The following is a 21,714-nucleotide window of genomic DNA, read 5'->3' on the forward strand; positions in this document are numbered from 1 at the left end:
CTTAACTATGAAAACCACTTCTAAACTCCTTTGCCTAGGGCTATATCTTTTGCTCACGGTACTCTCTTGCAATTCAGCCGACACGGCAGATGCCATTTATACCAATGGACACATTTACACTTCAGATATTAACAACTCTAAAGTTGAGGCGGTTGCTGTAAAAGATGGGGTGATCGTAGCCACAGGAAGTCTGACCGAAATTGAGGCTATGAAAGGTAAAGAAACCAAAGTAATAGACCTTAATGGCAAAACCATGACTCCGGGCTTTATTGAATCTCATGGGCACTTAATGGGCATTGGCTATAACAAACTAGAACTGGATTTAATGTATGTTAAAACCTATGATGAACTGGTGGAAAAAGTGGCAGAAGCAGTTCAGAAAGCTAAGCCAGGCGAGTGGATTACGGGCCGTGGCTGGCATCAAGATAAATGGATAGAGCGCCCCGACAATATGGTAAAAGGCTTTCAAACGCATGATAAATTAAGTGCCGTTTCACCAGACAACCCCGTTTACCTTCGCCACGCCAGTGGTCATGCCACCTTTGCTAATGAAAAAGCGATGCAGCTGGCAGGTGTAAACCGGTTGAGTATTGAACAACTGTCAAGTCAAGTAGAAGGTGGCGAAATAATTAAGGATGACCTAGGCAACCCAACAGGAGTATTTACAGAACGTGCCTCTGGTTTGGTAGGGCGTTTAGTGTCTGGAACTACCGAAGAAAAAGACGATCAAGCTTTAGAAATGGCCATTCAAGAATGTTTGGAAAAAGGAATTACTAGTTTTCACGATGCTGGTTCAGGCCAGAACTTTATCGATAGATTAGAGCGATTTAAGGCCGAAGGAAAGCTTGGAATCAGAATGTATGTTATGCTTACAGGAAGATCGCCAGAACTGCTTGAACAATGGTATGAAAGAGGCCCAATGATCGACCCAGATCATTATGTAACTGTCCGCTCTATCAAATTAAATTGCGATGGCGCTTTAGGCCCTCGCGGTGCTTGGCTTTTAGAAGATTATACCGACAGAGCTGGCCATACAGGGCACGAAACACTGCCAATGGAAATGGTAACTGAAGTTTCAGAAAAAGGGCTTCAGCATGGTTTTCAGGTTTGTTCTCACGCCATTGGCGACCGTGCTAACCGAGAAATCCTAGATCGCTATCAAGCTGCTTTTGAGAAACACCCTGATTTGGCCACAGATCACCGTTTTAGAATTGAGCATGCACAACATTTGAGTGGCGCAGACATTCCTCGTTTCGGGCAATTAGGCGTAATTCCGGCCATGCAAGCCATTCACATGAGCTCAGACCGACCTTGGGCAATTGACCGACTGGGGAAAGCTAGAATAGAAGAAGGTGCTTATGTATGGCAAGACTTACTTAAATCTGGGGCAATTATTCCAAACGGAACCGATGCACCAGTAGAGCCTGTTGATCCCATCCCTTCTTTTTATGCATCAGTTTCTCGAAAAACATTAGCAGGTTTACCCGAAGGTGGATTCGAGCCTAATCAGAAAATGACACGTGAACAAGCCTTGAAATCATTTACCATTTTTGGGGCTTACAGCGAGTTCGAAGAAGACTTTAAAGGCAGTATTGAGGTGGGAAAAGTAGCAGACTTTACTGTTTTCGATAAAGACATTATGACTATTCCCCAAGCAGAAATTCTAAACACCAAAGTTGCGATGACCATTGTAGGTGGAAAAATTCTTTACGAAGCCAAACAGTAAGCTAATCAATTAAAATGGATACAGAACCTAGAATTGTAAGGATTGAGCAAAAGATAATTATTGGTAAGCGATTAGAAATGTCGCTTGCCAATAATCGAACTGGGGAACTTTGGGGCAGCTTTATGCCCAGACGAAAAGAAATAGGGAATACGCTCAACTCCAACCTCATTTCTATGCAGGTGTATTCTGAACCTTTAACTCTTGGTCGGTTTGACCAAACCTTTGAAAAATGGGCTGGGGTTGAAGTTTCTGACTTTAATACTATTCCCGAAGGAATGAAAAGTTTTATGTTAGAAGAAGGGCTTTATGCAGTATTCGACTACAAAGGCTCAAGTACAGACCACAGCATTTTTGCTTACATCTTCGGAACATGGATACCTAAATCAGATTACAATTTAGACAACAGGCCTCACTTCGAAATTTTGGGAGCTAAGTACAAAAATGCAGACCCCAATTCTGAAGAAGAAATATGGATTCCAATTAAGCCAAAAAACTAAGTTATAGGCCGAGTTTGCCCTGTCAAATAATTCCTTTTTCCATTGAAAAGGAGATCAACTCCGCGGTGTTTTTCACTCCCAGTTTGTGCATGATGTTTCTACGATGGGTTTTAACTGTATGCTCACTAATAAAAAGCGCTTCCGCAATGGCCTTACTGTTCATCCCCTTGCCAATACAGCCTATAATTTCCTTTTCTCTATCTGATAGTTGATCTACCAAGTTCCCCTCGCTGGGGTTTTTATTACCTCGCAAATAGTCAAAAATTTGATTATTGATTTTTGGGTGAAAATAGTTTTCTCTTCTACTTACCTTTTCAATAGCTTCTGTCAACTCTGATTTTGAAGCGTCTTTAAGAATATAGCCTTGCGCACCTGTTTCCAATGTTCTTCTAATGTACTTCATGTCTTGGTGCATGGTGAGCATTAATACAGGAACATCCAGACCGTTCTTTTTCATTAACTCTAAAACCCCAACGCCATCAATCAATGGCATACTAATATCCATTAGAATCATATCAACCTCTATTTCAGAAAGTATGGCTGGAACGTTGTTGCCGTTGGTAGTAATTTTCACAATTTCAATTCCATCATTGGGATTAAACATAGAGCGAACTCCTTCACCAAATAATTGATGATCATCTACAAGCAAGGCGCGTATCATACTTTTAACAGGGTTTGTTCAATAGATATGGGTAAATCAATAATAACCGTAGTTCCTTTTTCAGGTCTACTGTCTACTTCAAATTCCCCATGCAATTCGGTAATTCTTTCTTGTAAACTCTTAAGCCCCATTCCTTGCGAATTCTTCATTAAAAAATCAGCATCAAAACCACGACCGTTATCTTCTACAATAATGTTGATAATATCTTCTAAGCAGGTTAATTGAATGGTAAGCTTTGTGGCCTTTGCGTGTTTCAACACATTACTTACAAGCTCTTGAATTACTCTATAAGCCGTAATTTCAATGGTAGAATCTAGTTTTTCTGCACAGTTAGAAGAATGAAATGACACTTGAATTTTTCCTGATTGAGAAATGGAATTGGTCAAATCCTTTAACGCAGGCACCAAACCAAAGGCTTCTGAAATACCTACATGCATAGAATGAGAAAGGCTTCGAATGTCTATACAGGCTTGATCTACAAGTTTGGCCAAATGCTGCATTTGTTGCTCGCTTTCGGGTGTAATTTGCTTATTAGCCGCCACCGTAGTTAAATTCACTTTTACCGTAGCCATTAAGCTACCAAAATGATCATGTAGTTCTTTGGCGATTCGCTTACGTTCTTGCTCCTGCCCTTCTACCATTGCCTCTAGGGTTTTGGTTTGTTGTTGAATCATTAGTTGGTTCACTTCCTTGTTTCGCGATTCCTTCTCTTCATTTATCTTCAATTTAGTCAACACAAGGCGCTGCCTAAAATAGAAGTAAAATATGAGTACCAAAACAAATAGAGCAATCGCTAAAACAATGAACACTAACTTATTTGCTGCTTCCTTTTGGGCCAATGCCGCATTTGCTTCACTTTTTGCATTTACCACTTCGTTCTCAAGTTCCAGTTGCGAAATCTGCTTGTCCTTCTTTTCCGACTCATAGATTTCTCTGATCTCAGCCAGTTGACTCGCTTTTTCAACATTATCCAAACTATCCTTCACCACTTCGTATTGAAGACGATAGTCGTAGGCTTTGGATGAACGACCTAAAGCTTGATTAACTTCTGAAAGCCCTAATAAAGACCTACGAATTAACGAAGGCAGCTTAAGCTCCTTACCAATATCATAAGCCTTCTGATAATTTCGTAAAGCTTCGGCATACTCTTTCGTATCGTAATTGGCTATGGCTAAACTGTTGTAAGTTTGACCTAGAGCATCAGAATCCTTTAACTCTTCTTTCCTCAAAATACTTTCCTGATAGTAGGCTTTGGCCTTGTCGTACTCGTTTAACTGCTTGTATGCAATCCCATAACCATGTTGAACCATAGCCAAATCGCGGGTTCTGTTTCTATCTGTATAAATCTCTTCACTCAACTTTAAGTACTCCAAGGCCTCACCCGGTGAATTTTGAAGAAGGTAAACATCAGCCATACTTAAATAAACTTGCGCCTTATCAATTTCACTATCTAGTGATTCATAGATGGCCAAACTTTTATCGAAGTACTCTAAGGCAAGCTGTAAATCAGACAACCTTTTATACAGCAATCCAATATTGTGTAGAGTGCTCGCTTCATTTGCTTTTACATCTTCCAAAGACCTATATATTACCAAGCTTTTAAGGTAAAAGTTGAGCGCCAATTTAAAGAAGCCCATATTATTATAGCAATTACCTATATTATTAAAATTATTAGCTATCCCTTTCTGGTAATTGGTCTTTTCATGAAAGACATTGGCCTCATTGTACTTTTCAATTGCCTTTTCGTAGCGCCCTATTTCAGAATAATAAACCCCAAGGTTAGTAATAGTAATACCGAGCGATACCGTATCTTTTAATTCCTGCTTTATATCAATACTTCTTTGATAATAAATAAAAGCACTATCTGTAGCTCCTGTATCTCTAAAAATATTCGCTATGTTTTGGAGCGTTTTGGCCATTCCTGCAGAATCTGATAACATTTGCCTATTTTCCAAACTCTTCCGATAATGCGCTTCAGCTAAGCTAAGGTCGCCATTTCTCTTCTCTAAAACCCCCATTAAGTTATAAGCCTTAGCTAGCACTTCGTAGTTTTGGGTATTAGTAGCTTTTTGAATAGCTGTTAAGGAGTATTGCTGCGACTTGACATAATCCTTTAATGCATAATAAGTCTTTGCTTTTACCCATTCGCTTTCGGCCTGAACATTTTCAAGGGTTTTAGGAGAAGCTAAATTCTCTGCCATTTTTAGCAATAGCAACACTGAATCAATATTGCTTTTACCCATTTCTTCTGCCTGGGCTTGAAGAGCAGTTATTTTTGATTGGTCTTGATAAGGACTTGCCTCTATTAAAAAAGTTAAAAAAAAGGCCATGAGACCTAGCGGTAACGTAAAAAATAATGGCCGAAACATATGCCTTAATCCCATGGTCTAAATTTACAATTAATCTACTTCTTCCTCTCCATCGTCAGTTGCTTTACCAACCTCACCCTCTTCTGGGTCTCCGTGTACGGGAATCACAAAAATATTTCTCTTTATCAGTTTTCTTGAAAACTCTTTGGTAAAACACACTTTAAAATTAAAGCACTGAAGCATACTATCTGGAGTACCTTCCTCACTTAAATTTATAAAAACAAAAAGCTCTGTTCCCATGTAAGTACACACTATGGCTGATTTAGCATCGAGCACAAAGTTAGAGGGGGCATAAAACACTATGCTGAGCTCAGAACATTTTGTTGTTGCATTCTTTACCAATTTTAAATGTGGTGCAAAAACCTTAGGAACTCCGAACCCTCCTCCTTGAACATTCTCAAATTGTAACCCTTTGGCTACAAGGCATTCTGCTGACCCATAGACACCATTGGTGCCTAATGGGTATGTGCTTACTGTTGACATAATTATACTGGTTTTAGTTGAAATCTCTCTTCAAAAGTACGCCTACTAACATTTTGGCCGATACCTCTAAAGTGGTATCGTGAAATTACTACTTACAGCCGATTAAACCCTTCTTTTAATCCCCCAATTTTGGAATGTCTTAAACATTAGATCATCCATATTTCTTCAAGTCTATTTAAGTAGCTAAGCAAGAAGATTTACTGATTTATCTAAAAAACCACAATGGGAACTACTGAACTAATAATTATTAACGACTGGACAGAAGAGGTAAAGGTTTACCTTACTTTAGACGAGGGGGAAGAGTACATCTCTGACATTAGTAAAATACCCTTTGTTAAAGAAACAACAAGTTCAAATCAAGGTTACTTTGTTTTAGGCCCTGGTAAATTCATTTCGTACAATTCTCCGCAAGGCAAAACATTTAGTGGCAATATCGCATTCAATTCCCCACCGCTTAATTGCCCAACAGACGATTTCCCTATGGGGATTAACTTGGCCGAATTCACTTTAAATTCATACAGTACTAACCCAAAAAGTTGGGAAACTGTGGATATAAGCAATGTATCAGGAGCAAACTCTTACTTAAAATTTCTTTTAACAGATGGAGAGAAATGGAATGCAGGACCAAACCATCCAAATGTAACAAAGTTCAAAAATGCAGCGCTTGGTAAAAACATTGGGAATATTGGCGTTTTTCCATATGGCTGCGATATATGTACAGCAAGCGTAGCCCCTCCAATATGTGGCAATAAACCTATTGGAGCTCCCTCTTCCCCTATTCCACAAACTGATGCCATTTGTAACGTTCAAAGAGCCGCATCAAACGCAGGGGGTACAGTATCACTTTTTTACATGGGGCCTATACCAGTAGATAAAGTATAGATTAAAGATTTTCGCTAGCAGTTGGATTAAATGGTTATCCAATCATAGTGGTGTTTAGGAGAGGAAGGGTGCCGTACGGGCACCTTTTTCTTTTTATAGCTATTTACAAAATTAAGACCAGCAAAGCCTAACCAAACACCTACATCTCTGGCCTAAAATTTGGTTAGCTGAACAGTCAGTTTGTTTTATAATCTCCAAATCAATTACGAACTTTGGCCTATGCGTAAATTACTCTTTCCCCTATTCACCATTCTACTTAGCGTAAGTTTAATTGGACAGACACCAATTAAAGTAATGACCTATAATATTCGCTATGACAACCCGAATGATGGAGAAAACCATTGGGAATTGCGTAAGCGCTGGCTTGCAAACCAAATTAACTTTATCGAACCAGATGTTTTGGGAATTCAAGAAGGGCTTGCACATCAAGTTACTTTTTTAGAAGATGCTTTACCCACCTACAATCATATTGGCGTAGGCCGAGATGATGGTAAAGAAGCTGGAGAATACACCGCGATTTTCTACAAAAGTGAAAACCTAGAACTGATCAACCAAAATACATTTTGGCTTTCGGAAACTCCAGAAAAACCTAGTGTAGGCTGGGATGCCGCACTCGAAAGAATTTGCACCTATGCCTTGTTTCAGCATAAAGTTACCAATCAAAAATTTTGGGTTTTCAATACCCATTTCGATCATGTAGGAGACACTGCAAGAGCAAACAGTGTAGATCTTATTACAACTGAAATAAGAAAACTGAACATGGAGAATCTACCTGTCTTTTTAATGGGAGATTTAAACCTAGAACCAGATTCTGAACCTATTCAAAAACTCAGTTCTAGAATGAACGATGCTCGCCACTATAGCACTGACTTAGTTTTTGGCCCCAAAGGTACTTTCAACGGATTTAAACATAATGAGCCTGTAACCAGCCGAATTGACTATATTTTCACCAACCCTTATAAAGTTGAAGTAAGAAAATATGCCATATTAAGTGACTCTAAAGACAAAAAATACCCTTCTGATCATTTACCAGTTGTGGTAGAGGCAATATTAAAACAATAGTATTAGCCTAATAAATATCCTAAAGTGGAAGGCTGGTATAATAGCCAGCCCGTTAAACTATAGCGATTAACTTGAGTTTTCATAACCTCATGAGGAACCGTATCACTTTTAAACATGACGCATCTACCTGCTAAAGGTTCAACCAAGAGTTCTCCACCGTTTTCCTTAAAAATCTTAAGCTCCCCGCCATCTCCTGGTTTCCACCCCACATTTAGGTAGATAATCACTGAAATCAGTCGGTTACTCCTGCCTTTAAACTGGTCGATGTGTTTTTTGTAAAAAGCACCAATGGGGTAATGGGCCAAGTGAAATTCGCAGCCTGAAAGACTGAGGTAACAAAGCTGGTTAAGCTGTTGAATCAATTCATCTGATAGCTGGAAAAAAGATTCCATTTCAAGGTCGTTCTTCCGTTCCAGCCAATATATTTTATCTCCGCGAATTGATTTCTCTAATTGTTTATGGTTTAATGCACCAATAGCCGCATCAGAAAAACCATCCATCTCTAGGCGATGGAGAAAATAAGTTCGGATGCTCTCAAACAATTGCTTATCGAGAAAATCATCAATTACTACAAAATCATTTTGTGAGAGCTGATCAACCCAGTCGATCCACTGCTCTTCCGAGAACTTAGTCATGTAAAAAAAGCCTGCGAAAGTAATCAAGTTTCAATAAACATAACTCACTTATTTTTAATAGTTAAGCATTACAAATCATAAAATTGCTGCTATACTTCCCTTTCCCATTTGATCGCCTTACCTTTGCGGCCTTAAAATACGGTCGCTATGATATCAACCCAAAATGTTTCCCTTGCCTACGGTAAAAGAGTATTGTTCGATGAAGTAAACATAAAGTTTACTGGCAACAACTGTTATGGTGTAATTGGAGCCAACGGAGCAGGAAAATCCACCTTCTTAAAAATACTTTCTGGTGAAGTTGACCCCAATTCAGGTCAAGTGATTTTAGAACCAGGTAAAAGAATGGCGGTATTAAGTCAGAACCACTTTGGCTTTGATGAACATACGGTTTTAGATACCGTAATGATGGGACACACCACGCTTTGGAACCTGATGAAAGAAAAAGAGGCTATTTATATGAAGCCTGATTTTTCTGAAGCAGATGGCATTAAAGCCTCTGAACTTGAAGGCCAATTTGCTGAAATGGATGGTTGGAATGCTGAATCAGACGCAGCCTCATTGCTAAGTGGTTTGGGTATTACAGAAGACCTTCATTACATGTTAATGAAAGACCTTAATGGTAGCCAAAAAGTGCGTGTACTTTTAGCCCAAGCTTTATTTGGCAACCCAGATATTTTGATTCTAGATGAGCCTACCAACGACTTGGACATCAACACCATTTCTTGGTTAGAAGACTTCTTACTCGAATTTAAAAACACAGTAATCGTAGTATCTCACGATAGGCACTTTTTAGATACAGTTTGTACCAACATTGTTGATATCGACTTTAGCCAAGTTAAGTTATACACTGGTAATTATTCTTTCTGGTATCAATCTAGCCAGTTGGCCTTATCACAAAGATCTTCGGCCAACAAAAAAGCAGAAGAGAAGAAAAAAGAACTACAAGAATTTATTGCCAGATTTAGTGCAAACGCCTCTAAATCTAAGCAAGCTACCAGTAGAAGAAAATTATTGGAGAAGATTAACTTAGATGATATTCAACCTTCTACCAGACGATACCCTGCCATTATTTTCACTCAAAACAGAGAAGCAGGAGATCAAATTTTGGAGATCAAAGGCTTGAGCAAAAAAAGTGAAGGAAAAACCCTCATTAACAACCTAGATTTGTTTGTAAACAAAGGAGACAAAATTGCCTTCTTAAGCAAAGACAGTATGGCTACCACTGCCCTATTCGAAATATTGACCGGTGGCATGAAAGCCGACTCCGGTGAATTCAAATTTGGCCAAACAATTACCCATTCTTATTTACCTAATGACAATGCCGAGTACTTTGAATCTAGCGACAACTTAATTGACTGGTTAAGACAATATTCGGACGGAGAAAAAGATGAGGTTTACATTCGAGGTTTCTTAGGTAAAATGCTTTTCTCTGGCGAAGAAGTTTTCAAAAAATGTAGCGTACTATCTGGAGGAGAAAAAGTTCGATGCATGCTTTCTAGAATGATGCTGAAGCAGGGCAATCTTTTAATTATTGATGAACCAACCAACCACTTGGATTTGGAATCTATTCAAGCCTTTAACAACGCTTTGAAAGACTTTCCAGGAACAGTGTTATTCACCTCTCATGACCACGAATTTACGCACACCGTGGCGAACAGAATTGTGGAATTAGGACCAAATGGTTTCCTAGATAAACTAAGCACCTACGATGATTACATCGAAAATGCCACTTGGGCAGAGCAGCGAAAAGCCATTTATTAAAAAACAAGAAAGAGGATTGCTTCAAACAATCCTCTTTCACTTTTGTTCTGTTCTCAATTTCTTTAGGTTTATTTAAATCAATTTTTCGATCTACCCCTAATTCAAGTAAAGAATGGAGTACAAACAAGCTTTTTCAAATACCTGTGATTTCCTCTCTAAAATAAACGATCCTGGCAAGGTAGCTTCCTACATTCCAGAATTGGGATCGGTAGACCCCAACAAATTTGGAGTACACCTTACTACATTAAATGGAGAAAATTTTAGCCATGGAGATTTCAATGAGAAGTTCTCAATTCAAAGTATTGCTAAGGTTTTATCATTGGTATTGGCCTATGAATTGGAAGGAGAAAAACTCTGGAAACGTGTTGGTGTAGAGCCCTCAGGAACGGCCTTTAATTCTCTAGTGCAGTTAGAACACGACAAGGGAATTCCTAGAAATCCGCTCATTAATTCAGGGGCATTGGTTGTTTGTGACATCCTTGTAGACCACCTCCAAAATTCAAAACAGACGTTTATAGAGTACATCAGAAAAATAGCCGACAACCACTCTATTAATTACAACGAAAAAGTAGCTCAATCAGAGAAAGAGCATGGATATAGAAATGCCGCTCTGATCAACCTGATGAAAGCTTATGGCAACATTGATGGAAATTGTGACGAGGTATTAGACTTCTATTTCCACCTTTGTTCTATTGAAATGACTTGTTCTGAACTATCTAGAACCTTTATGTTTTTAGTGAATGATGGAGTTGACCCATTTACTGAGGAGCGAGTAATCAGTACCGAAAAATCTAAACGAATTAATACCTTAATGCAACTTTGTGGTTTTTATGATGAAGCCGGAGAGTTTTCATTCAAAGTGGGAATCCCTGGAAAAAGTGGTGTGGGCGGAGGAATTATAGCTGTGCTTCCAGAACATTTTAGCGTAGCAGTATGGAGCCCCCCACTAAATGAGAAAGGAAACTCATATAAGGGAATGCGTTTTTTAGAAATGTTTAATCAGGCAACAGATTCTTCTGTCTTCTAAAAAAAATAGTCTATTCCTTATGTACTTTTGCGCACTAAACTCGTAAGAGTGTTCATTATTTAAGCACCTGAAATAACCGAGAGTAAAAACAGAAAATGCAAGACAGTCCTTTAAAAGATTTAAGAACAACTAATACCTTGTTGTTAATCATTGTGATTCCGCTGGTATTTTACCTGCTTAAAATCCTTTCTTTCATTTTCATTCCGCTTGTTTTCTCAATGTTCATTGCGCTTTTGTTCTTACCACTAATGCGCTGGTTCAACAAGAAAAACCTACCTAAAACCATTAGCATATCAATTATTTTCTTGATTATCGCGGGTGTACTTAAAGTCGGAATAGAATTAATACAACTTTCGAGCAGAGAAATACTTTCGGCTGAAAATGATTTCTTTCAGCAGGCTGAGTCAAAAATCATTTCCATGATTATATCTGTGGAAGAGCTTTTTGGGGTTCAATTTTTACAAGGTGAAAATCTTTTGGGCGATATTCTTGAAAAGGATAGCTCATTTAAAAACGTAGGTTCTATTCTCGGTTTTGTTAAAAACACCGTTTCAATGACCTTAATGACGGCCTTCTTTGCCATATTATGGTTAGCCGAGTCTATTAACTTTCAAAAGCTTTTGAATAGCACGATTTTAAGAAAGGAATTTGCGTCAGTTAAAGCTTTTATGAAAATTGAAAAAGACCTTATTACCTTTATTAAGGTGAAATTTATAGTAAGTCTTTTCACAGGAATTGGCATTAGCTTAGCCTGCGTATTCTTTGGTGTTAGTTTCCCTATTTTCTGGGGCTTATTTGCCTTTGTAATCAACTTTGTGCAAATGATTGGCTCGTTCGTATCTGTTATACTGCTCGCCATATTTGCCTTTGTAGAAATGGATGCTAGCAGTACTTTGTTTTTCTTCATTCTTAGCATTACAGGAGTTCAAGCATTATTTGGCGGTGTGTTAGAACCTGTATTTATGGGAAAATCTTTCTCGATCAACATCATTACGATTTTAGTGATGCTTATGCTTTGGGGTTATATTTGGGGTGTCCCGGGGCTGATTATGTCCATTCCATTGACGGTATTCTTTAAAATAATTTTAGAGCAATTCCCAAGAACTAGAGTAATTGCCGATTTGATATCAGGACCAAAGAAAAAACCACCTAGACTACCTAAAAGATTACGACAGGTAGGAAAAAAAACGTATCTAACTGTAGATAAAGAGAACACCAATACTACCTTCTAAAAGGCTTTCTCCGATTGATCTTCTTGCTGATTTCACTTAATCCAAACTGAAGGTTGAATTCGTGAGAACACGTATTTATCCGGCTCAAGGCTACTTTACTAGTGCTTGAACGGTAGTTCTAGTAAAACGCACCCAGTGTATAATCCAAATTAGACTGACCTATAGAATAATCCCTTAGTTACGATATAAAAGTTGAGCTTTTTGAAGTAGTATGTAGGAGGACAATTCGTTAATAATTTTTACAGCGGAAGAATTTAGAATTGGGCAGGCTTGTGGGGCGGGCTCCCCGATATTTCAAACTATAGAGTGATAAAAACAAAAAAGCCCAGCAATATTGCTGAGCTTTTGAAAGTAGTCCGTAGGGGAATCGAACCCCTGTTGCTGAGATGAAAACCCAGTGTCCTAACCCCTAGACGAACGGACCATTTTTTTCGTGGTGCAAATATAGTAGTCCATTTTAATTCCAAAAATATTTTTTGCAAAAAAATCAAATCATTTTGATGGAACTATATGCAACTTCACTCGATTGTATTGGATATAGTAGAAGGCTTAGTTACCTTTGCAGCACTTTTTAGAATCACATAAATTAACTTTCTAGATATGTCTAAAACCAAAGTAGCGATCAACGGCTTCGGAAGGATCGGAAGATTGACTTTCAAAGTATTGTTGGCCAAAGAAAACATCGAAGTTGTAGCGATCAATGACTTAACTGACACAGCAACTTTAGCCCACCTTTTAAAGTACGATTCAGTTCATGGTAAATTCGATGGAACTGTAACTTCTACTAAAGATGGTATTGTAGTAAATGGCAAAGAAATCAAAATCTATGCTGAAAGAGAACCTGCTAACCTTCCTTGGGGTGAACTAGGCGTTGATGTTGTTCTTGAGTCTACTGGTAGATTTGTGGATGAAGAAGGCGCTGGTGGACACTTAAAGGCTGGCGCTAGAAAAGTAGTTATCTCTGCTCCTGCAAAAGGCAACATCCCAACCGTTGTTTTGGGTGTTAATGAAGACAGCATGACGGGTGAAGAAACTATTCTTTCAAACGCATCATGTACTACAAACTGCTTGGCTCCTATGGCCAAAGTTTTAGACGATAATTTCGGAATCGTACACGGTTATATTTCAACTGTTCACGCTTACACTTCTGACCAGCGAATTCAAGATGCACCTCACTCTGATTTGAGAAGAGCAAGAGCTGGCGCGGTTTCTATCATTCCTACTTCTACTGGAGCTGCAAAAGCAGTGGGCTTGGTGTTACCTCACCTAAAAGGAAAACTAGACGGTATCGCATTGCGTGTTCCAATTCCTGATGGTTCTTTAACTGACCTTACTGTGGTATTGAAAAGAGAAGTAACTAAAGAAGAAGTAAACGCTGCAATGAAAGCTGCGGCTGAAGGCCCAATGAAAGGCATTCTTGAGTACACTGAAGATCCAATCGTTTCTATTGATATCGTTGGAAATCCTCACTCAAACATTTTCGATTCTCAACTTACTTCAGCGCAAGGAACACTTGTTAAAGTAGTAGGTTGGTACGACAACGAGGCTGGCTACTCAAATAGAGCTGCTGACTTGATCGAGAAAATCGGTTAAGCCTCTTTATAATATTGAAGAGAAGGGTTGGGCAAATGTTCAACCCTTTTTTATTTTTCAAAATCTAAGTTTAAAGGAAACTTTTATTTCCAGAATCTGTTTAAGTACACAAATGACAACCCCAAGTCGCTATAAAATGGGATGCTCAGTAGCACAATGACGACAACCTAAGTCTTTAAAATAGGAACTGAAGCCGCTCGTAATTGAGGGGTTATTTTTTTGCCCTTAAGACCATGGCCTAAACCAAATTAATGATGATGATTATTTAACATAAAGAGGCTTATTTTCCTTTCCTGGCTCCGAGGCTTCGGAGGAAGGATCTAATTGTCTTGATTTGCGTGATGCTGTTTCTAGTTCCTTCGTTTCACTCAGGATGAAAAACAGTTTGCATTCAATTATCTTTAGTTTATATCTGTCCGATTTTTAGCTCAAAATCTTAAGAGGAGAAGGACACAAAAAAGCCCCACCAATTCAGAATGAACGGCAGGGCTTTACATACAGTTAAACTACTAACTTACTTTTTATTCATTTTAATCGACTTCTTTTCCGCTCCCATATAAATAGAGTTGAAAATCAATTTATAGGTTCCTCTTGGTTGACCACGGAATTGCGGACCAAAACCAAACAATACTAAATCGCCATTACCGTAGTTTACGTTCAGCATGGCTGACGTATTCGCCAAGTATTTATCTTCTCCCATGGCCCAGCCACTCATAAGTAAATCTTTAGAGGCATAACGAGCTACTTCCTCAATACCTTCGGCACCATCGTTAATCTTAAACGCACGTCCGTTATCAAACGAAGCAGCTACCTGAGATTGCATACCAAATGCAAGCGGATGATCCGTCATAATATCGGTTCTGATTAGCGAACCTGGAATAAAGAATTCTGAAGATTTAAGCTCTCTTAACACATTTGTTACTGGTAACTTAAACTCATCAATGGCAAAATTACTAGCATCATCAAAGAATATGATGGCTCCGCCATTTTTAGCATAAGCATCTAGTTTAGCCAAACCATCTTCGCCAATTCCACCTCTTAAGTTCTCTGGCATTCTATTCGAACCGTTCATGATTCCACGAGGGCTCTGAGAAGGCATAATGATAGCACTATACTGAGACAGGTCAGAATTTTTAATTTCGGCATTATGAAGAGTATCTAAATCGAATTCAAATTGTTCGAACATCCAACGGCTCCAACCTTCATCCATATTGGCTTGCCATGACTTATAAATACCAATTTTAACCTTATTCAATTCAGCAGTTTCTACGCTTGGTTTTTTATCGATACCATTAAAATTAAGCCCCATTTCTGCACTTATCTCTTTCACCTTATCGTCTAAACCTCTTTTGCTTCGCACCAAAACAGAACCTGCTTCCATACCGTCTGCGGCTTCTTTAATTATGCTCACAGTATACCCTGCTTTTTGCAAACGGTTAATGGCTTTCGCACTCAAGTTATCTTTGTTAGAGAACACATAACCGTATTTTCCATTTCCTGAAACCGTACCCGCCACAGGCTTAAGTTTTTCTGTAATATCTGAGGTAGAAGCACTGAAATTTTCTGTAATACGATCTACAGTTACCCCCATTTGCATAGGAAGCGTCCATCCGGCTAAATCATAAGGCGGCATTGGCGGCCCACCTGGGTATTGGAATTGATCTGGATATACTTGCTTCTCCATTAAATCGGCCAAATACGGACGGAAAGACTGTGCACCGTAGAAAATCACAGAACCAGCTTCATAGCTTTTTCCATTTACACTAAATGCACTTGTTGCCATTTTTGCTTCCAAACCTCCTTGCATTAAAATATTGGTAAGGTTGATTGCCTCGCTAGGATTCCACTGATCTTTAGGGATTACATAAGCAAAAGCACCTTCTTTATCTTCGATCGCATCGCGTCCCATACTGTAGATATTCCAAAGGAATTCATCTTTTTTATCAGCAGCCAAATCAAGTACCGCCATTGACGATTCGAGCATATAATCAACCGCCATTCTGAAAGTCATTGTTCCTCCTTTATAAGGGTAAGGGTAGAAAATCTCGGTAGCGTTGGCCGGCTTACCTCCTACTACTGATGGCATTCTGTCTTTTGGATATTCTGTTGGTGTAGGAGTTGGCTGAGCAGTTTCCGTTAAAATACCAATTTGGTTATGATAATAAGGAGTAGTTCTCATACCACCATTCCAGAACATACTAAATGAAGTATGAGCAATTGCACCAGGCATTTTTTTCATGGCAAAACGGTTGGCCATGGCAGTACCAACTAAGTTAACCCCTGTAGTAATTCCCGGGTGAATTTTCTGGTTTACTGGGCTACGGAAAGGAGGAATAAAAATCATTGCTCCTCTTGGGGCCGTTTGGTGATGGTTATGCACAATTTGAGGATACCACTGATTATAAAGCACGGTGGTTACTGCTTTAGTTTCAGGCATATTGTTCATGAACCAATCACGGTTGTTATCGTGACCCACATATTTTTGATACAAAATTGGAGGGCTAGAGCTCTCATAAGGTGTACCTAAAGTTTTTCTATACCAGTCTACCACAATATCAACACCGTCAGGGTTGATTACTGGCACTACTAGTGTAATTACATTATCTCTAATTTTCTGCATTTCTTCCGACTCCTCAGAAGCAATTCTCCACATTAGTTCAGAAGTCATTTGAGCGTGTGCTCTTTCTGTAGCGTGCATTCCACCGTCAAACCAAACAATGGCTTTACCTTCTTTTGATAGCTTTTTTGCCTCGGCTTCAGAAATTTCGGCTCTTGAAAGCTTCTCGCTGATTTCTCTCCATTGCTCCAACTTTTTCATGTTCTCTTCACTAGAAATAAACACGAGTTTCATCGGACGTCCCATTACGGATTTTCCTATTTCGATCATTTGAACGCGATCGGTAGAGGCGGCTAGTTTATCGTAGTATTCCAGCATTTGGTCATAGTCGGCCAATTTATAATCGGCACCTACTTCATGACCGAAAGTTTCCCTTGGGTGAGGGATTTTCTGTGCGCTCAAAGAAAAGCACGCCAGAAATAGCAAAGCGAATAGTATTTTAATTGATCTCTTCATCTTTTGACATTAAGGTTTGGCTGAATATACCACTAATGCACAAGCCTTATGCCTCCAAATCTGTTAAGCTAAGAATATTTGAAATGAATGGGGAATTATTGGTTTAAGGTAAATTGGTTATTGAGAAGACTGATTACTAACAATCGGAAATCACTTAAGCTACTCAATTAGGCCACACTATTTCATAACCATATATATGCATACATTACGAACGAGACGTTTCCTTCACTTTTAAGATTGAAAAATTTTCAAAGACTTTCACCCACAATTAATGGTGATAGATTAAATTGTGCACTAGGTGTTCACATTTTACCAATAAAGGATATTAAGGAGTAGCAATTTATGGCGAAAACACGCGGAGGTTCTTCAGCGAACCTGTCAGATGGGAATGAGGTGATTGAACGAATTCGCAGAGGAGACCAGTCGGTTATATCTGCTATTTACAGACAGCTTCGCCCTGAGTTTTTGAGCTGGGCTGCTATTCGCTTTAAGGTAGATCAGGAACAGGTAATCGATGTTTTTCAGGAATCGGTGATTGTTTTCTACAGAAATGTGGCAAAAGGGAAGCTGACTGAATTAAATATCTCGGTAAAAACCTACCTGTTTGCTATTGGTAAGAATTTGCTACTAAAAACAATAAGAGACGAAAAAATACATCTCGACATAGATGAATTGCCGGCAGAGGCTTTTGAAGATTGGGAATTGGAAAAAGTGTACGAACAGAGCCATAGTAGGCAGCTTTTGTCAAATGCGTTAGATTCACTGGGAGCACCTTGCAAACAGATAATTCTGATGTTTTACTATCGCGAATTTTCTATGGAGGCTATTCAGGAACAGCTGGGGTATAAAAGCGAAGCTGTGGCCAGAACACAAAAAAAGCGCTGCATGCAATACTTAAGAGAGGTGCTCAATACAAAGGATAAAAAATAGTGAACGAGAGAGACTATCAACTTATAGAAGATTACCTGAACGGAAGCTTGAAAGCTTCGGAAAAGGCAGAGGTTGAAGCACGTTTGATGCAAGACAATGCCTTTGCTAAAATTTTAGCTCAGCAGCAAGATTTACTTGCCGTGGTAGATAAAAAAGTGGAGGATGATTTAAGACTGCTACTGGCCGAAGAAGAAGCTAAGCTTAGCAATAACGTAACGAATAAAGTAAGTTCGCCAACAATACCTATTAGCAGGTGGCTCAGTGTGGCAGCAGCTGTAGTTGTGCTAATTACGGTTGGCTGGCTACTTTTTAGAAACGAATCGAGCCCCAATGGGTCAACTTTGTTTGCTGAAAATTTTACAGCCTACACCAATATTATTGCCCCAAACCGTAGGGGGGAAAATGATGAAAGCCGTCTAAGCCTAGCATTTCTAGCATATGATAATAAGCAATACCAAAAAGCAATTGCTGATTTTGAAACACTGAAAAGCGATACCCTTAAGAGCGAGCTCACTTTTTACATTGGGGTGAGTTATTTGGCAATAAATGAAATTGAAAAAGGTATAATTACCTTAAAAGATGATGCAATAGACAGCAAGTTTGCCATGGAAAAGCAGTGGTATTTGGCACTTGCATACCTAAAGAAAAACGATATTGATGCTGCTAAGATAGCGTTGAATAAGGCCTTACATCTTTCTACAGACCCCGTACTTGGCAGAAATGTATCCGAACTACTCGATAAAGTAAACTCGATTGAGTGAGTTTTGTATCCTTAACCTTTATTCCAAACCTTTTTTCTCCACAAAGCGGTTCCACTTACTAAGGTAAGTGCTACCAATACAATTAGCCATAAGTTAAAACGATTAGGCTGGGTAATGGCTTTTTCGTTACCCGAAAGCACAAATCCAGCCCAATAGAATGGGTGTGTCATGCGGTCGTTGTTCGCTTGTTTTAAGTATTCAGTTTTTGCCAAATGAAGTGCTTCTGTTTTAGATTTTTCAGTCTTAACACCCTCATAAAAGTTATTCATCAGTGTTTTGGTTTCCTTGTCGGGAACCATCCAAAGGCTCATTAAAGTTGCTGGACAACCAGCTGCAGTAAAAGCTTGGGAAAGACTGAGCACTCCTTCGCCTGGGAGTAAACGGCCGTAACCTGTATTGCAAGCACTGAGCACAACCAGTTCTGTATTGAAATTCTGATGATAGAGCTCCGAAACACTCAATTGCTCATCGTCATTTTCAACGTCTGGCGTAAACAAAAAACTCGAATACATCGGCTGATCATTATTGATGGTACTGTGCATGGCCAAATGCATCACTTTATAGTTTTCGCCAGCTTTTAAAAGTGCAGACTTTGTAGCGTTTTCGCCTGTAAACATATCCCCATTCATCAACACAGATAGTTCCTCAACTTCTTCTTGTGCCCCGGGAAGTATCGAGACCCACTCCTTACTTGTGGTATAATTGACCGCTTTTGTTTGGTGATATTCAGGAGCAAAACCTACCCAGAATTGGTGTGCCTTACGCTCCGTTTCGTTGAGTTGTTTGTTCCATAAAGTAGCTGAATAAGCATAATGAACACGGAATTTGTGCAGTAAATACGATAGGCCAGAAAAGCTATTCTCTGCTTTTTGTTGGGTTACCAAGGTCTCAAACGGAATGGTACTGATTTCCTTATCGGGGATAATTAGCAGGTTTTTATAGTTTTGTACATACTTAAAAACAGGAGCAACTAGCGATTGGTGAAGTGCATAGGCAGCGTTACTATACTCCATTGGTGAAGCTCCAGGATTTAACAATAACTCACGATACTGTGCTATCTGCTCTCTTACAGCGGCCGCATTTTCAAATTGCTGGGCAACAATATCTTGCTGAGTAATTGTGTAAATAAAGAAGCGGTCATCGTGAAGAGAATAAACCAACGTAGCAGTCTTTTCGTCAAGCTGTTGCTGTATTTCGGTTAGGCCAACAGGGGTCACATTACGTTTTAACCCATAATATTTAGGGAAATTTTCTTGAAGTTGCGCCTCAAAAATCTGGTTATCCTTGTGCAATTGAAAAAGCTCATTATAAGCATTTCTCAGTGCAGTACTATCGGTTTGCTCCTTCTGACTTTCTTTAAAAATACTTCTCTCAACTTCTGCAATGCGTTTTTTAAAGTCTCTGTCTCGTTCATAAATATCTTCTGGTAACTCGGCCAGTGTACGCACTTCTTGGTCATTAAAATAAAGTAGTGTTTTGTTAATTTTGGCTTGTTCAGACACTCTAAATGCACTTACACTAAACTTCTTTTGCCCGGTAATTTCGAAGAGATCAAGCAATATAGACTGCTGTATGGACATGGCTCTGTCGAAACCTCTTTTGTAAAATAACGATGCGTATTCTGTTTCCCCTACCTCCTCGAAATGAGCCACTGCTTGTTCAATATTTTGTAATGCCACTTGCAGAATTTGCTCCTCCTCTTTCGGCTTTTGCTTTGCCAATTGCTTCAGGTAGAATGCGTGGTTGCTCAATAATGTAGCCGAGTTGCTTTGTAACGACTGTTCGTTTCGGTTAAATATCCGAATGGTTGTATCGGGAGCTAGACTTTTGTTTCCATGAGCATCGTACCTCAGCGAGAAGAGGCTATACAGCAATGCATTTTCATAATCGCCTTGTGCATCGTAAGTCTTCGACAACGAATATGTTACATAACCAAACATATAGTCGTTTGGGTTGGCTGTACGTGGCAAAATTTTGAGAAGTTCAGCTACTGCCTTTTTGTATTGTCCTTTATACCTAAAAAGGTTTGCTTGTGCTGTAAGGTAGCGGGTTTGCCATGTTGGGTGATTTATCATGGTTGGTACATCATAAGCTGCTTGGTAGTAATGTTGAGCGGAATCATAATGCTCCATTGCTTCGTGTGTTTGCGCTATTAATGAGTAAGTTGTGGCCAAATCGTACTGGTATTCAAAACCAGTCTCCTTTTGCGCATCAGCAAGTGGTTTTAATAGCTTTATACCTATATGGTAGAAACGCAAAGCCTCATTGTAGTTTTCAAACGAAGAATGTTTACTGGCGATTTCTATATACGATCTAAAAGGGTTTAATCCTTGTTTAATTTTTAAGTCGAGCGCCTTTTGTAGATAACTTAAGCTCTCATCGGTGTCTAAATAAGCGCCAAGATTTTCGTATCCAACAATAAGATAATCTGGATTTTGTTCAGCTACTTGCTCCCAATTTTCTACTGCCTTTTTAAAGTGAAAAATGGCTTTTCTGTGAAACTCCATGCTACGATAATTTGCCGCAAGGTTGTTATGTACTAGCCCAATATCGGCAAATGCACTAGGTGTGTTTTCATAATAAAGCTCCAAGGATTTTTCCAGGTAGTAGAAAAGGCTATCAGGATTTCCCGCACCGCCATGTAGCTCACCTAGATTGTAAAGGGCATCTATGGTATGTTTGTTTTTCTCGCCAAAGTGCTTGTTATATAGTTTCAAGGCTTTATGGCTATGGTTAATTGCTGACTCAAACTCACCTTTATATCCCAATACCATGCTGTATTGGTTCTGGAGTGTTGCAATGAGGGTATCTGACAGGCTCAGCTTCAGAGTTTCGATCAACAGATTTTCGGCCTTGCTATAATCTTCCGTTTCAAGTAATTCAGAAACTCTGAGGCTATTGGTCATAGCTGCTTCCAAATTGTTGTTTTGTCCCTTAATACTTAAGATAGATGCCCTAAATACTAATATGAGCAAGCAAAGCTTTAGTAATCTTGAGAAATAGGAAATATTCATTGAAGTAA

Annotated in this window: 16 protein-coding genes and 1 tRNA gene; 10 read left to right on the plus strand and 7 right to left on the minus strand. The window is 39.0% G+C overall.

Annotation, left to right across the window (positions count from 1 at the left end):
- Nucleotides 1-7 precede the first annotated feature (7 nt).
- Both AWW67_RS15955 and AWW67_RS15960 read left to right on the plus strand, forming a co-directional pair.
- The gene (locus tag AWW67_RS15955; protein WP_062302950.1) at nucleotides 8-1,726 is read left to right on the plus strand and encodes an amidohydrolase; all 1,719 of its coding nucleotides are present in this window, start codon (nucleotides 8-10) and stop codon (nucleotides 1,724-1,726) included.
- Between the two features lie 14 nt (nucleotides 1,727-1,740).
- On the plus strand, nucleotides 1,741-2,223 hold the full coding sequence (locus AWW67_RS15960) for a GyrI-like domain-containing protein (protein WP_062302951.1): 483 nt from the start codon (nucleotides 1,741-1,743) through the stop codon (nucleotides 2,221-2,223).
- 22 nt (nucleotides 2,224-2,245) lie between these two features.
- Here the strand turns inward: AWW67_RS15960 and AWW67_RS15965 are convergent, their stop codons facing one another.
- The 3 genes from AWW67_RS15965 to AWW67_RS15975 all read right to left on the minus strand — a co-directional run bounded on the left by AWW67_RS15965 (nucleotide 2,246) and on the right by AWW67_RS15975 (nucleotide 5,736).
- The gene (locus tag AWW67_RS15965; RefSeq protein WP_062302952.1) at nucleotides 2,246-2,884 is read right to left on the minus strand and encodes a response regulator; all 639 of its coding nucleotides are present in this window, start codon (nucleotides 2,882-2,884) and stop codon (nucleotides 2,246-2,248) included.
- Nucleotides 2,881-5,085: a tetratricopeptide repeat-containing sensor histidine kinase gene (locus tag AWW67_RS15970; protein WP_176700063.1), complete on the minus strand. Its 2,205-nt coding sequence runs from the start codon at nucleotides 5,083-5,085 to the stop codon at nucleotides 2,881-2,883. Before AWW67_RS15970 ends, AWW67_RS15965 begins: the two co-directional genes overlap by 4 nt.
- Nucleotides 5,086-5,283: 198 nt before the next feature.
- Nucleotides 5,284-5,736: a hypothetical protein gene (locus tag AWW67_RS15975; protein WP_053223178.1), complete on the minus strand. Its 453-nt coding sequence runs from the start codon at nucleotides 5,734-5,736 to the stop codon at nucleotides 5,284-5,286.
- 222 nt (nucleotides 5,737-5,958) lie between these two features.
- Between AWW67_RS15975 and AWW67_RS15980 the strand changes: the two genes are divergently transcribed.
- Nucleotides 5,959-6,618: a hypothetical protein gene (locus AWW67_RS15980; protein WP_062302955.1), complete on the plus strand. Its 660-nt coding sequence runs from the start codon at nucleotides 5,959-5,961 to the stop codon at nucleotides 6,616-6,618.
- A 219-nt stretch (nucleotides 6,619-6,837) separates the two neighbouring features.
- On the plus strand, nucleotides 6,838-7,680 hold the full coding sequence (locus AWW67_RS15985; RefSeq protein WP_062302956.1) for an endonuclease/exonuclease/phosphatase family protein: 843 nt from the start codon (nucleotides 6,838-6,840) through the stop codon (nucleotides 7,678-7,680).
- A 2-nt stretch (nucleotides 7,681-7,682) separates the two neighbouring features.
- Here AWW67_RS15985 and AWW67_RS15990 read toward each other — a convergent pair whose 3' ends face one another.
- Complete coding sequence (locus tag AWW67_RS15990) at nucleotides 7,683-8,315, minus strand: 2OG-Fe(II) oxygenase (protein WP_062302958.1); 633 nt, start codon at nucleotides 8,313-8,315, stop codon at nucleotides 7,683-7,685.
- 147 nt (nucleotides 8,316-8,462) lie between these two features.
- Between AWW67_RS15990 and AWW67_RS15995 the strand changes: the two genes are divergently transcribed.
- The 3 genes from AWW67_RS15995 (at nucleotide 8,463) to AWW67_RS16005 (ending at nucleotide 12,335) form a co-directional block, all read left to right on the plus strand.
- Complete coding sequence (locus AWW67_RS15995; RefSeq protein WP_062302959.1) at nucleotides 8,463-10,076, plus strand: ABC-F family ATP-binding cassette domain-containing protein; 1,614 nt, start codon at nucleotides 8,463-8,465, stop codon at nucleotides 10,074-10,076.
- A gap of 112 nt (nucleotides 10,077-10,188) precedes the next feature.
- Complete coding sequence (locus tag AWW67_RS16000; RefSeq protein WP_053223174.1) at nucleotides 10,189-11,103, plus strand: glutaminase; 915 nt, start codon at nucleotides 10,189-10,191, stop codon at nucleotides 11,101-11,103.
- A 95-nt stretch (nucleotides 11,104-11,198) separates the two neighbouring features.
- The gene (locus AWW67_RS16005; RefSeq protein WP_071387158.1) at nucleotides 11,199-12,335 is read left to right on the plus strand and encodes an AI-2E family transporter; all 1,137 of its coding nucleotides are present in this window, start codon (nucleotides 11,199-11,201) and stop codon (nucleotides 12,333-12,335) included.
- Between the two features lie 352 nt (nucleotides 12,336-12,687).
- Here the strand turns inward: AWW67_RS16005 and AWW67_RS16010 are convergent.
- Nucleotides 12,688-12,759, minus strand: a tRNA-Glu gene (locus AWW67_RS16010).
- Between the two features lie 176 nt (nucleotides 12,760-12,935).
- Between AWW67_RS16010 and gap the strand changes: the two genes are divergently transcribed.
- Nucleotides 12,936-13,928 (plus strand): type I glyceraldehyde-3-phosphate dehydrogenase, encoded by a 993-nt coding sequence (gene gap / locus AWW67_RS16015; RefSeq protein WP_053223173.1) that lies wholly within the window; start codon nucleotides 12,936-12,938, stop codon nucleotides 13,926-13,928.
- Nucleotides 13,929-14,442: 514 nt separating this feature from the next.
- On the opposite strand, the gene AWW67_RS16020 is transcribed toward gap, so the two are convergent.
- Nucleotides 14,443-17,001, minus strand: a complete 2,559-nt coding sequence (locus AWW67_RS16020; protein WP_062302961.1) for a M14 family metallopeptidase — start codon at nucleotides 16,999-17,001, stop codon at nucleotides 14,443-14,445.
- Between the two features lie 342 nt (nucleotides 17,002-17,343).
- On the opposite strand from AWW67_RS16020, the gene AWW67_RS16025 reads away from it, so the two are divergent.
- A complete protein-coding gene (locus AWW67_RS16025) occupies nucleotides 17,344-17,931 on the plus strand; it encodes an RNA polymerase sigma factor (protein ID WP_062302962.1) in 588 nt (195 codons plus the stop codon).
- Entirely contained in the window at nucleotides 17,931-18,692 is a 762-nt protein-coding gene (locus tag AWW67_RS16030; RefSeq protein WP_062302964.1) for a hypothetical protein, read from the plus strand. Before AWW67_RS16025 ends, AWW67_RS16030 begins: the two co-directional genes overlap by 1 nt.
- 11 nt (nucleotides 18,693-18,703) lie before the next feature.
- Here AWW67_RS16030 and AWW67_RS16035 read toward each other — a convergent pair whose 3' ends face one another.
- Complete coding sequence (locus AWW67_RS16035; protein ID WP_082794070.1) at nucleotides 18,704-21,706, minus strand: CHAT domain-containing protein; 3,003 nt, start codon at nucleotides 21,704-21,706, stop codon at nucleotides 18,704-18,706.
- Between the last annotated feature and the right edge of the window lie 8 nt (nucleotides 21,707-21,714).

Source organism: Roseivirga seohaensis, assembly GCF_001592945.1.
GTDB classification, from domain to species: domain Bacteria; phylum Bacteroidota; class Bacteroidia; order Cytophagales; family Cyclobacteriaceae; genus Roseivirga; species Roseivirga seohaensis.